Below are 12,577 nucleotides of genomic sequence, written 5' to 3'. Positions count from 1 at the left end.
GCATGGCATGCGCTGCCCGGCCAACCCACCGGTCGGCCTCTGTCCTATTACCCTTGGTGCCTGATCTGCAATCTCTCTTCTGACTCCCTCTCAAGCGCGGTTCTGGAACCTGCTCCGGTAGACGCCGGGCGGACAGCCGAGATGCTTGCGGAACAGCCGGATAAAATAATTGCCATTGGGCTGCCCTACCTGCTCGCCAATCTCCTGGATGGACAGTCCGGTTGTGACGAGCAGCGTACGCGCGCGCTCGATCTGCAGCTGGTGCAGATACTGGAGCGGGCTCATACCGGTGTACTGCCGCAAGCAGCGGGAGATGTAGTCGAAATGATAGTGCAGCTCATGCTCCATATGCCGGGAGTCAAAAGGCTGAGCCAGGTGATCGCGCAGGTACTGGACGGCGCATTCGGACAGATAGTATGACCGGGAGGACAGCTCTGCCATCACGATCCGCTGCAACCGCCCCAGCAGCTCCGCTCCGGCTATCTGCCAGCGCAGCGCGTTGTGAAGACTGAGCGTGTTGCCGAGCTCCACAATCTCGCCCAACAGCGGGACGAGCAGACCCGGATCGATAACGGCCGACTTGGGCAGGAACATCGACTGGTCCGTAGGCGCCAGATCCTCATCCGTTCCCCGCCGCAGCGGACTGGACCAGGGGATCTCGCCGCTCTTCCGGACAGCCGGGCGGTGCGGATGGGTGAAGTGCATCCAGTAGAGCTCCGTAGACACCTCGGTCGGCCGATGCCCCCAATGCGTCTTTCCCGCCTCCAGCAGGAGCAGATGACCATCCTCCAATACATATGCCCGATCCTCTTCCGTCATGTACAGCGCGCCTTGTTTGACATAGATCAGATCGTAGACGTCAAACTGCCGCCGGAAATGCTGCGTGTCCGGCTCCCATATCCCATGACCTGCCGTGACCAATTGGGGCAGCGGCGGAATCCGCAGCTCCAGACAATCCATTGTACTCCCTCCCTGCATACGACATGACCGACCTTTCCCCATATACCATTCGCCACGAACTTCCAATTCCCTGCCAATGAATAGTCGATATTGTGCTTAAGCGTGTAGAGATTGTTTCTATCCGTTCCCATCGGCAATCGCTTACATTATAGGTATCCCATTTAAGTGCGCGTTCAGAAAGCTCGGTTTTCAGCCGCGGACTTTTTGAACAACCTCTTCAACCGAAAGGTGGTACACGTTATGCGTTTCCGTCAGGTCCATCTCGACTTCCATACCTCCGAGCTTATCCCCGGCATCGGCTCCCGCTTCTCGAAGGAGCAGTTCCAGCAGATGCTGCAGGCTGGTCATGTCGATTCCATTACCGTCTTCTCCAAATGCCATCACGGCTGGGCATACCATCCGTCTGAAGCCAACACGATCCATCCGGAGCTCTCCTTCGACCTGCTCGGCAGTATGATCGAGGCGGCGCACGAGATTGGCGTCAACACACCCGTCTATCTGTCGGCCGGACTCGATGAGAAGCTGGCTGTGGAGCGGCCCGAGTGGCTGACCCGCGATGCGGAAGGCCGCACGTCCTGGGCCAAGCATTTCCTCGTACCCGGCTACCACGAGTTCTGCATGAACACGCCTTACCTCGACATTCTGGTCGCCCAGATCGAAGAGGTCGTGCAGCGCTATGATGCGGACGGCATCTTCCTCGATATCGTCGGCGTACGCAACTGCTACTGCCACCACTGCCGGGCGGCTGTCCTGGCGCAGGGGGGCGACCCGCTGAATCCGGCGGACATGCAGCCGCTGTGGGAGAACACTTATAAGACGTATACCGAGCGGACCAACGCCGCCGTTCACAAGCATAAGCCGGGCCTGCCGGTGTTCCACAACAACGGACATATCCGCCGGGGCCGCCGCGACCTTGCCCGGATGAATACGCATCTGGAGCTGGAATCTTTACCGACTGGCGGCTGGGGTTATGACCACTTCCCGTTATCCGCCCGTTACGCCCAGCAGTTGGGCATGGATTTCCTCGGCATGACGGGCAAGTTCCACACCAGCTGGGGCGAGTTCGGCGGCTACAAGCATCCCAATGCGCTGCGCTACGAAGCGGCCCTCAGCCTGGCCAATGGCGCACGCTGCTCGATCGGCGACCAGCTGCATCCCGAAGGGCTGATGGACGAGGCAACCTATACGCTCATTGGAGCCGCGTACGGTGAGGTGGAGGCCAAGGAAGCCTGGTGCCGCGACGTGACGGCGCTGGCCGATGTCGGCATCCTCAGTGTCGAATCGCTGCAGGCGAGCGGACAGCAGGAAGAACGGACGGGTGCGTCCGACACCGGAGCGGTTCGGATGATGCTCGAGGGCAAGCTGCTCTTCGATGTACTCGATCTGGAAGCCGACTTCTCGCGGTACCGCGTGCTCATCCTGCCTGACCGGATCCGCGTGGATGCAGACCTGCGCGACAAACTGGATGCCTTCGTCCGCGGCGGCGGCAAGCTGTTGGCGACCGGACGGTCGGGACTGCCTGCATCGGATTCGAGTGACGCAGGCGTACCCGGTGCATCGCAGGAGCCAAACGGCATCAGTGGCGATCAAGCTCTGCTCGCCGGGCTTGGCGCCCGCTGGATAGGCCCCAGCCCATATCAGCCAAGTTATGTGCAGACCGATTTCCCCGTGGCCGGCCTGCCTTCGGCAGCTCATGTGATGTATGCGGCAGCGCAGCAGATCGAGCTGGCTCCGGGCGGCAAGACGATCGCCGCGCGCGTCGAACCGTACTTCAACCGGCAAGCATTCCGGTTCTGCTCGCACCAGCACACGCCGCCCCGTCCGGAACCGGCGGGACCAGGGATGACCGAGGGGGCTGACGGCATCTATATCGCCTGGGAAGTTTTTGCCGACTATGCGGAGAAAGGCAGTCTCGTGCTGCGGGAACTCGTCTTGCATGCTCTCGATCGACTGCTGCCGGAGCCGCTGCTGCGCACCAATCTCCCGGCGCAGGGCGTGGTTACGCTGCAGCACCAGGCCGGGCAACAGCGGCTCGTCCAGCATCTGCTCTACGGCGCACCTGTGCGGCGGGGCAAGGGTATCGAGATCATCGAGGATCTGCCCCCGCTGCGGGATATCCAGGTGCAGGTACGGACAGATCAGCCGGTCCGGGAGGTCTATCTGGCGCCATCGGGCGACGCTCTTCCCTTTGAAAAGAAAGACGGCTTGATCAGCTATACCGTGCCGGAATTCAGCTGCCATCAGATGGTCGTGCTGCAATACTAAGCCCCGACGCCTTAAGCCCGCCGTATGCGCAGAAGCGCTGCACCCGGCGGGCTTTTCGTACGAAGACACTATGAATGCGAATAGTCGTGTTCAAGGCCTGCTTGCTCGCCAGACTGATAAACCCGTTATGCCTGCAAAGGGATCCGATACTCGGAATGCTCCTCGATAATATGTTCGCCGCTCGCGTAGACCCAGCGAAAAATAAACTGGTCTCCCTGGTAGCCTGTCCGGGCCCGGATGTCCGGGATGATCGCGCTCTCCAGATGCTCCATGATCGTCTGCTGCAGCCCTTCGATCCGTTCGCGGTTCTGGCGGCTCATCGTCTCGGCTTCCTCTTCAGTCTCCGTCTGCAGCCGGTAATATTGGTAGGCGATCTCATCATCCGTCAGATGCGGCTCCAGCGGATGGCCCGAGCCCCGGAATACCTCTCTTGCCGTATCGACCCAATCCCGGTACAGGTCGATGGTCACTTCATAGGCCATACTCATCACTTCACCTCCGCTGCTCTTGCTCGGCCGCCTGCCCGAAAGTGCAAAAAAGCGGCATGTCCATTTCATCATAACATAACCGATGCGATGATCCCCAGCCCCTTCACCCTGTTGACAATATAATCGGCAGATTTTATAATGAGTAAAAACTCACTCATAAAGGAGCCGATGTTATGCCGCGTACCCCGGAGCAGTATGAAGCTATGCGCCTCGCAACGCGAACCAAAATCCAGACGGCAGCGATGCGGCTATTCGTCCGTCAAGGATACGGCTCTACCAATGTCCAGCAGATTGCCGACCAGGCGGGGATCAGCATCGGTCTGCTGTACCGCCATTACAAAACCAAGGATCTACTGTTCGAAGAACTGGTCCAGTTCGCCATGACGGGACTACATACGTTGATCGCCAGGTTCCAGAGCAGCGATGCGCCCGCCGAAGAGCTGGCGAGATTTATAGATGAGGTGTACCACGATCTGTCTTCCGGCGATGACCTTGCGCATCTCTTGCTGCTGATGACCCAATCCTTCTTCTCTACGGAAACGGATGGACGCCAGACCGCGCTCAGGCAGATCAACCGCGATCTGTTGCAGGCCACTGCCGCACTGATCGTTCAAGGGCAGCAGCAGGGCCGGCTCCGGGAAGGAGACGCCCATGAGATGGCGCAATTATTTTTCTCCTCCATACAAGGATTGGCGATGATGAAGGTGATGCTGGAGGAGCAATTTACGATGCCTTCGAGATCGCTCTTGGCCTTATTATTCGCAAAGGAGGGGGAAGTGTAGTGAAACATTCCGGCACATTTGAGGTTGTCCGTGCAGACCGCGCAGGTGTAGAGATTAGAGATCAGATGGCGGAGATTTTCGCCGATGGCTACTCCTCATGGCTTTCCTATTTCTCCACCGACAGGGATGTAATCGCCAGGGCTTTTGCTCACATGTTCGTGTTGGATCAATTCTATGTCGCGCTCGCAGGCGACCGGGTGGCTGCCTTCGGCGCGTGCACAGATTGCCGGACGTTCTCGCTGCACCTTCAGAGCGCCCCGTTGCGCCGGCATCTGGGCTGGTTCAAGGGCTCGCTGGCTGCGCTGATCCTGAAGCGGGAGTTCCAAAAGCCGTTCGCTGACCCGCCGGCCGATACGGGCTCGGTCGAGTTCATCGGCACCGCCTTATCCTTCCGCGGCCAAGGCGCGGCTACAGCAGTGATCCGTCATATGCTGGAGCATCTCCCGTACCGCAACTATGTTATCGAAGAGGTCGCTGACACCAACATCCCGGCCATCCGACTGTATGAGAAGCTGGGCTTCACGGAGTACAAGCGCGAGTCCTTCTCTCCCAAAAAAGCCGGCAAAATTGGTATCAACCATATGGTTTCCCTGCGTTTGGAGCAAGGTTGAAGCCATTAAAAAGCCCGCCCGGCATGTCGGGCAGGCTGGATTCTTACTGTTGCTTGCGTTGTTGGTATTCCGCATTGATTTCTTCCGTGATCTTCGTATAATTCGCATCATTTTTCAAAGAATCGATATAGGCATCCCATTGCTCAAGCGTTGTCTTGCCGATGATCGTCTGGGTCTTCATATCGGCAAACTTTTTGGAATAATCAGCGCCGAGCTTCAGCTCGGTTTCGGAGACCAGGCCGATCGCCGGATCCCCTTTGGAGATCTTCGCCCGTTCCTCCGCGATCTTCATATTCCGCTCATAGATTTCTTTGGGCATACCCGCAGCATACTGCCACAAGTCGACTACAGGCGTGCTGAACATTTTGCCCCATGTCCCTGTGCCGACGCTGTCTGCTACCGCTTGCTCATTGGAGACATTGATTCCATCCTGAGCGGTATAGTGCACACCTTCGATTCCATACAGCGTCAGATCCAGACCTTCTCCGCCGGAGCCGTAATCGACAAATGCCAAAATGGCTTTCATTTTGTCCTCCGGCACCGATTTCGGGATGGCCAGCACGCCGTTCATGCCCGAGCTCTGGGAGACGAACGGCTCTCCCCCGGGTTTTGCAGCCAAGGCGACCAAGGGTGTCCATTCCACCTCGGGATTTTGCTTCCACTGATCCATCGTATAGCGGAACAGCGCCTCCGGCGTTTCATTGGTAACGCCCGCTCTGCCGCCGGCGGCCAGCTCCCAATACTGATTTTCCTTCAGCACCGGGAAATCCTCCGGGATCAATCCTTCCTCGAACAGCCTCATCTGATACAGCACCGACTCCCTCATCTCAGGCTCGAGATACATGTTTATCAGCTTGCCGTCTACCTCCTTCCACTTGCCTACCGTACCGAGGAAGATCTCATCGATAATGTTGGCGCCGCGCATCGTATACCCGATTGTATCTGACATGCCATCCGGCGCATGCTCCTTAAATGCCTTCATGACCACGTACAGCTCTTCCAGATCAGCAGGCATCTCCAGACCCAGTTTATCGAGCCAATCCTTGCGGATATTTACAAACCCGCCTCCGTCGAGCGGCCGGCCCGCAGGAATCGCATAGTTTTTGCCGTCAATCCTGGTATTCTCCCAAGTCTTGGCGTTTATAGCCGCCAGGTTCGGATAGTCCTGAATATATGGCGTCAGATCCCAAAAGGCGCCCTGTCTTACCATCTGCCGGAACAACGGCGTCGTAATGCTGGGAATTTTGATCAAGTCGGGCAGATCGCCGGCAGCCAGCAATACATTGACCCGGTCGCCATAATCGCCGCCCGGAACCCACTGCACGGTCAGCTTCGTATTGGTGCGCTGCTCGAACTCTTTCTGGACAGGATTGTCGGCGTCCGGCGGCTGGGCAACGGTAAAGTCCGCCATAACCCTGATCTCCACCCGTTTGCCCGAGGTCTGGACGTTATCCTTGCCGGAGGTGGACGGCGTCCCGCTTTGGGCCGGCGCCGCCGGCTCCGAAGAGGAGCAGGCCGCCACAAGCAGGGATAGGATGCACATCAGGGACAACATAAGCTTTGCTTTATTTTTTGAACATCTGGCCAATTCACCATTTTTCATAAGTCGCTCATCTCCTCTAACTGTTCGTTGATGGGGACGTACGTGCAATGCTGTACCTTCATTCGCTTCACTTGACCGCCCAGCCGTCTTTACTCACTCGACCTTCATAGTAAGCGCTATCAATTGTGATTCCAAAACCCGGCGTCTGCGGCACGGAGATGAGGCCGTCTTGGATGCTGTAGCCGGTCGTGTCAATGCCATCGATGCGCGCTTCGTCCCACTCGACATACATAAACCCTTCGATAGCCGGATACACCTGAGCAGAGGCATAATTTCCATAGAAGCCGCCATAATTGTGGGGAGCCGCCTTGACCCCGGAGCGGGCCAGCCTTTTCGCCAACTGAAGCCAGCTTACAATGCCATAGTCCCTCAGATCATATTGGATCGCATCGATCAGTCCCTGCTCGGCCCATTCAACGATCGGATGCGCCGCATAGCCTTCGCCGTCGGTGATCAAAACCTTCATATTTTGCTCGCTCATCCACGCTTTCAGATTGCGGTACAATCTATCATCTTCATGGAAGGCTTCTTCAATCCATAGCAGATTGGAGGCCGCCGTTTCCTTCAGTACATGCTTGGTCAGGTTCAGGTTGTAGCCGTTATTGGCATCGATGGCAAGCACGCACTGGGAGCCGACGGCTTCGCGGATGCCGTTGACGATGGCAATATCGCGTGCGGTGCCTGCCAGGAGATCCATATGCATCGCGCCCCGCCCCACCTTGATCTTAAAAGCCCGGAAGCCTGCATGGTAGCCGCTCATGGCCTCTTCCTGCAACAGAGCGACCGCTTCACGATCCGAAGCCAGATGCAGGTCGTCAAAATAGAGCGAGGTGTCATAGCCTGGCACCTCCAGCGGCGTATCCCGGTGTTCGCCGGTCAGCAGTTCATGCACCGGAATGCCTCTGGCCTTGGCGAGCCAGTCAAACAGCGGAAACTGAATGCCCCAGAACCGTTCCTTGATCCAGCGCTCCCCGCAGAAAATCTCACGGACTGTTGCGCCAAGCAGCATCTCAGCCGCATCATGCCTGATCGGCGACCATCCGTAGCCCGTCATGCCGCCGATCGTGATCCGCACCAACGGACAATGGACTTCTTTGCCGTGTACGCCCAGTCTTGCATTGCTGCCGGCTAATCTGGGGCGCTCCCCCTTCATAACTACCTGCTCAATCGTTTCGATGCGCCAATTCTGATCCAGGTCTTCAAAATTGATCATGCTTCCCTTCTCCTCTCGCTGTCAATAATATAGTTTCGCGGCTTGCCGGATGCCGGTCATACCCACGGCTACCCTTTGACAGAGCCGAGCATAACGCCTTTCGTAAAATGCTTCTGCAGAAACGGATACACCAGAAGAATCGGCAATGTTGAGATGACCACGGCCGCCATCTTGATCGTCTGCGTCGGCAGCTGTCTGTCCGAAGCCATCTCCACCGCAGTTGCTCCGCCCACTGACGTATCCGAATCAATCAACATATTGCGGAGCACGATTTGCAGCGGTACCTTGGCAAAATCGTTGATATAGAGCACCGCGCTAAAAAAGGTATTCCAATAGCCTACAGCATAAAACAAACCAAAAGCGGCTAATGAAGCTGCGGAGAGCGGCAGGATGATGCGGAAAAAGATGCCGAGATCATTGCACCCGTCGATCATGGCCGCTTCCTCCAGCTCAGCCGGAATGCTGTCAAAAAAACTTTTCATCAAAATGACGTACCATCCGCTAGTTACTACCGGAATGATCAAGGACCAGATGCTGTTGATTAAGCCGAGATCTCGGACAAGCAGATAGACCGGGATGATCCCTGGGCTGAACAGGATGGAGAACAGCACGAGCATCAGCATCGGCTTTCGCCCGCGCAGCCTTTTCCTGGAGAGTCCGAACGAGAATGCCGACGTTACAATAAGGCTTAATATCGTCCCCACCGTCGCCAGAAATGCGCTCACCCCGGTGGCACGGATAAATGCCGACGTAGACATCAGATATTCGTAAGCGCCCATGCTCCACTGACTCGGAAACAGGACGAAGCCGTTCTTCCGGATATATTCACTCGGCTCCGTGAACGATACGACAAATACATAATACAAGGGAAACAACGTCACGAGACCAACGACGACGAGGAGTGCCGCATTCGCCAGTCCGAATAGGCGGTCGCCATAGCTTTCTCTCATCGACTTCCCTCCTTCCTAAGTATGCAGTCCGTTGCTCTGCCATCGAACCGCTGACTAATACACGCCTTCTTCGCCGAAACGTTTGGCCAGCCAATTGGCACCGATGACCAGGACGAGGCCGATAACCGATTTGAATAACCCCACCGCCGTCGTATAGCTGAACTGTCCCTGCTGGATGCCATTGCGGTACACATACGTTTCAAACACGTCCGCGACGTGGGCTACCGCACCATTGCTCATCAGGAAGACTTGCTCAAAGCCGACATCCATAATATGTCCCAGACGCAGGATGAGCAGAATCACGATAACGTTGCGAATGCCCGGCAGCGTAATATGCCAGATCTGGCGGATGCGGCTGGCGCCGTCGATCCGGGCCGCTTCATAGAGCTGTGGATCGATACTCGTCATGGCGGCCAGGAAGATGATCGTCCCCCACCCCGTATCCTTCCATATATTTTGTCCGGTCAGGATGCCCCAGAAGTATTGGGGATTGGTAAGGAAGTCGATCTTGGCGAAGCCACCGTATTGAAGCAGCATGTTGACGATACCATTGCTTTGCGAGAGCAGCAGGAAGGTAATCCCCGCTATGATGACCCATGACAAAAAGTGAGGCAGGTACACAACTGATTGAATGACACGCTTGAAATACCGGTTCTGAACTTCATTCATACAAAGGGACAAAAGAATCGGCAAAGGAAAGAAAAACACCAGACTGAGCAGGCTGATCATCATCGTATTGCGAAACAGCAGCAGGAAATCGGGATGTTCAAAAAAACGTATGAAGTTCTCCAATCCCACCCATGCGCTTTGGAACACCCCCATATAGGGTGAATAATCTTGAAATGCGATGATTAGTCCCCACATCGGGTAATACTTGAAGACAAGAAAATACACCAGCCCTGGAAAAACTAACAGATACAAATACTTGTCTCGCAAAAGCTCGGCTTGCAATGAGGTCTTCTTTGGGAGCGATAGTGATCTCCGCTTCATCTTCGATTCTGGAATAGCCATGCATCCTCTCCTCCATCAATGTTGTAATGGGCTTGCCATTTCAACGTAAAACACACGGCTGCAGCCCGCAATAATAACAAATTATTGCTATGGCGTTAGCCAATTTCCGGGGATCGTCTTTTTTTGCCCCATAACAAAACGGCCCTCCCTGCAGGTAGAAGAGCCTTGGAGAGCAAGGCGCAGGATGGACCGCTTTGTGCTGGAGCTAAGCATGTTTTTCACGATACTGTCTGGGCGTCATGCCCTCGCTTTTTTTGAACAGGCGGATCAAGTACGACGGCTGGTAATGCAGGAGCTGGGCAATGTCATTGATTTTCATATCCGTAGTCACCAGCAGCTCTTTGCACTTTTCGAGACGTAGCCGCACCATAGCATCAATGAAATTAACGCCGTGGAATTGCTTAAAGGCTTTACTCAGCTTGGAGGGGCTGATGTCAAATTGATCCGCATAGGCTTCCAGAGATACATCCCTCAGGACATCCGCCTCCATCCGGTTCATTAGCTCATCTACCATTTGCTTCAGATTGGGATCGTAAGCGATGGACAACGTTCGGACAAACGGCCGGATCAATCGGAAGCGGAACCACTCGGCGATCTGCTCAGGCTCAGATAGCTGCATCAATTGCTCGTACAGGTGGACACCGCCATAGATGTCGACCAGATTGACTTCCTGCTTGATCATCGCTTCGTGGATAGCCCCCAGCAGCTTCATCATTCCCTGGTGAAACATCAGTTCCGCGTTGGCGTGACTCTGAAGCTCAACCATGAATAATCCGATGAGACGGATCGCTTCATCTTCCAGTCCCATGCTGACCGCGTGGACGATCTCTCTTTCCCGCTCTGACGGATAGGCCGCCTGCCCGGGTTGCCGGAGCGATAACCGGTTCATGTCCAGCATTTGGTTGGATGCATGAAGATCGCGGAAGCGCAGCGCCTTTCTCGATTGCTCCATATGCTTGGGCATCTCTGCTAGCTTGTCCGACAGCTTGCTGTTCACAAGGGTTACCTTCAGCCGCAGCGTATGATTAACCGTGGCCACATAATCATGCGCCAGCTTCGTCAGTTTAAATGCATTAGCTTCATCGGGTCCTTCCCTCTCCAGCACGAGAAATACGCCCAGGGAGAGATCTTGGAAGTTCATCACCTGAAACATGCTCCACTCCTTACTACAGAGCTCGGTAATAATATTCGATGCAGCAAAGGTGATCAACTGGGCGTCCCGCTCCGAGAACGGCTCCCCCAGGCTGGAGATGCCGTGAAGCTGCGCGATGATCATGGCAAACCGTTTGCCCTCTACGTCCCAATCCAACTGCTTGAGCTTTTGGATCAGCTCCTGCTCCGTATGATTGTATAGATGGCCTTGCAGGAACTGCAGCAAGAAGCTCTCCCGCATCACCGGAATCGACTGGCGGAGCCGTCCCTCCAGATCCTCCTGTGTCTGCAGCTGCAGCTTCCACTGCTGCTCGATGGCGGTAATCTCATCGCTAGACTTGCTTGTTCGGCTTGGGCCGAACAGCAGCTTTAGCCGCCGTACAGGATCATAGATTTTGTGAGAGGCAAACCAGGAGAGCATCAGTCCCATAGTCAAACCAAGCATGCTGATCCAGAGGATCATCGTCGAGAGCGAGGTAACCGGGGCCACGATCTGAGAGATCGGCGTCGCCGACACAAAAGTCCACTGGCCGCCTAGTTTGTTAATCTTACTGTAAGCTACATTATAGCTGCTGCTCTGCCAATCAAGTTTGAACTGCTCCTCCTGGGCCACTTCTTCCATGATCCGGCCTCTAAGGGTATCCTCCAACCCTGCTTGGGACAGCTGTTCCCCGCCCGGCGGTGTCGTCAGATAGTCCCCGTGTTCATTCATGAGGAACGAGACGCCCTGGCCTGACGCCTGCTGCTGGACCATCGCATTCAATCTCGCCTGGTCCAGGTAGATGACAGCCACCCCATACGTCCCGTAGACTTGACCTCCCGGGAGCTTGATGACGATCGCCTTGTTGACGGACTCCGGCTGACTGAGCTTGGGCAGCTCGTAGTTCCAATAGATCGTACGCTCCTGTTGCAGCAGCGCATTCAGCATACTCCGGTCATCTTCCGTCCGGATCGTCTGAAACCCCTCGTCTCCGATAATCTTGTCGCTGCCCGCAAGATACAGATAGACATTGCTGATCAGCGAATTGGACTGCTTCATCATTGTAAACGATTTCATGATTTCGTTGGTGGTCTGGAATTCCTGGACAAAATCCAGCTGTCGTACCGTCTCATCCATTCCCCGGTCAAAAGCGAGCCGGACTACCGCTTGTTCAAGATTAGCCAGGTAGTCGTTCATCTGCTGAATCGAAGCATCCAGCTGATGCTGATGCGCTTTGGTTACTTCGGTCTCAATCCGGTCGGTGCCGACGTAGTAAATAATGACCCCGATGAAAGCAATTGGAATACAGGTAATCAGCAAGACAAGCCCAAGATTCTTCCAATAAATCGCGCCCTTGTGTTCGCCATTATGCTTCCTCATATGCGTCACGATCCCACCTATCATCTCGTTAGATAAGTTTTGGTTGCTTCATCTGCTCCTCTGCGCTCGCATTTATATACGTGATATTGCACCAAGTCATGGTCGTTGTCAAGGATTGAATCGTCCGCGAATTGCTAGGCACAGCAAAGGGAACTGCCCCGGTATGGAGCAGTTCCCTTAGT

The 12,577-nt window shown here is 55.5% G+C and carries 10 protein-coding genes; 3 read left to right on the top strand and 7 right to left on the bottom strand.

The genetic code is table 11. The annotated features are described in order from the left end of the window. Positions 1–90 precede the first annotated feature (90 nt). Complete coding sequence (locus tag ABC336_RS19835) at positions 91–960, bottom strand: helix-turn-helix transcriptional regulator (protein WP_413240288.1); 870 nt, start codon at positions 958–960, stop codon at positions 91–93. A gap of 240 nt (positions 961–1,200) precedes the next feature. On the opposite strand from ABC336_RS19835, the gene ABC336_RS19830 reads away from it, so the two are divergent. Beyond that, on the top strand, positions 1,201–3,225 hold the full coding sequence (locus ABC336_RS19830) for a beta-galactosidase trimerization domain-containing protein (protein WP_413240287.1): 2,025 nt from the start codon (positions 1,201–1,203) through the stop codon (positions 3,223–3,225). Between the two features lie 125 nt (positions 3,226–3,350). Here the strand turns inward: ABC336_RS19830 and ABC336_RS19825 are convergent, their stop codons facing one another. Continuing rightward, the gene (locus ABC336_RS19825; RefSeq protein WP_413240286.1) at positions 3,351–3,713 is read right to left on the bottom strand and encodes a hypothetical protein; all 363 of its coding nucleotides are present in this window, start codon (positions 3,711–3,713) and stop codon (positions 3,351–3,353) included. Between the two features lie 173 nt (positions 3,714–3,886). Between ABC336_RS19825 and ABC336_RS19820 the strand changes: the two genes are divergently transcribed. Both ABC336_RS19820 and ABC336_RS19815 read left to right on the top strand, forming a co-directional pair. Next, positions 3,887–4,495, top strand: a complete 609-nt coding sequence (locus ABC336_RS19820; protein ID WP_413240285.1) for a TetR/AcrR family transcriptional regulator — start codon at positions 3,887–3,889, stop codon at positions 4,493–4,495. After that, a complete protein-coding gene (locus ABC336_RS19815) occupies positions 4,495–5,106 on the top strand; it encodes a GNAT family N-acetyltransferase (RefSeq protein ID WP_413240284.1) in 612 nt (203 codons plus the stop codon). Before ABC336_RS19820 ends, ABC336_RS19815 begins: the two co-directional genes overlap by 1 nt. A gap of 43 nt (positions 5,107–5,149) precedes the next feature. Here ABC336_RS19815 and ABC336_RS19810 read toward each other — a convergent pair whose 3' ends face one another. The 5 genes from ABC336_RS19810 to ABC336_RS19790 form a co-directional block, all read right to left on the bottom strand. Next, positions 5,150–6,709, bottom strand: a complete 1,560-nt coding sequence (locus tag ABC336_RS19810; RefSeq protein WP_413240283.1) for an extracellular solute-binding protein — start codon at positions 6,707–6,709, stop codon at positions 5,150–5,152. Between the two features lie 67 nt (positions 6,710–6,776). Further along, positions 6,777–7,922 carry an enolase C-terminal domain-like protein gene (locus tag ABC336_RS19805; protein WP_413240282.1) on the bottom strand — a complete coding sequence of 382 codons (1,146 nt, stop codon included), beginning with the start codon at positions 7,920–7,922 and terminating at the stop codon, positions 6,777–6,779. 68 nt (positions 7,923–7,990) lie between these two features. Then, complete coding sequence (locus tag ABC336_RS19800) at positions 7,991–8,872, bottom strand: carbohydrate ABC transporter permease (protein WP_413240281.1); 882 nt, start codon at positions 8,870–8,872, stop codon at positions 7,991–7,993. Positions 8,873–8,926: 54 nt separating this feature from the next. Then, the gene (locus ABC336_RS19795; protein ID WP_413242566.1) at positions 8,927–9,862 is read right to left on the bottom strand and encodes an ABC transporter permease; all 936 of its coding nucleotides are present in this window, start codon (positions 9,860–9,862) and stop codon (positions 8,927–8,929) included. Between the two features lie 226 nt (positions 9,863–10,088). Next, positions 10,089–12,395: an AraC family transcriptional regulator gene (locus tag ABC336_RS19790; protein ID WP_413240280.1), complete on the bottom strand. Its 2,307-nt coding sequence runs from the start codon at positions 12,393–12,395 to the stop codon at positions 10,089–10,091. Positions 12,396–12,577 lie beyond the last annotated feature (182 nt).

Origin of the sequence: Paenibacillus jepli (assembly GCF_047238105.1) — a bacterium.
Lineage (GTDB): Bacteria > Bacillota > Bacilli > Paenibacillales > Paenibacillaceae > Paenibacillus_D.
Note: the sequence above shows the minus strand (reverse complement) of the source record. Positions and strands in the feature narration are given on the sequence as shown.

Bases quoted from the DNA above. Each gene is read 5' to 3' on its own strand.
- ABC336_RS19795 (WP_413242566.1), bottom strand. From the start codon at position 9,862: ATGAAGCGGAGATCACTATCGCTCCCAAAGAAGACCTCATTGCAAGCC.
- ABC336_RS19790 (WP_413240280.1), bottom strand. From the start codon at position 12,395: ATGAGGAAGCATAATGGCGAACACAAGGGCGCGATTTATTGGAAGAAT.
- ABC336_RS19810 (WP_413240283.1), bottom strand. From the start codon at position 6,709: ATGAAAAATGGTGAATTGGCCAGATGTTCAAAAAATAAAGCAAAGCTT.
- ABC336_RS19805 (WP_413240282.1), bottom strand. From the start codon at position 7,922: ATGATCAATTTTGAAGACCTGGATCAGAATTGGCGCATCGAAACGATT.
- ABC336_RS19830 (WP_413240287.1), top strand. From the start codon at position 1,201: ATGCGTTTCCGTCAGGTCCATCTCGACTTCCATACCTCCGAGCTTATC.
- ABC336_RS19825 (WP_413240286.1), bottom strand. From the start codon at position 3,713: ATGAGTATGGCCTATGAAGTGACCATCGACCTGTACCGGGATTGGGTC.
- ABC336_RS19835 (WP_413240288.1), bottom strand. From the start codon at position 960: ATGGATTGTCTGGAGCTGCGGATTCCGCCGCTGCCCCAATTGGTCACG.
- ABC336_RS19800 (WP_413240281.1), bottom strand. From the start codon at position 8,872: ATGAGAGAAAGCTATGGCGACCGCCTATTCGGACTGGCGAATGCGGCA.
- ABC336_RS19820 (WP_413240285.1), top strand. From the start codon at position 3,887: ATGCCGCGTACCCCGGAGCAGTATGAAGCTATGCGCCTCGCAACGCGA.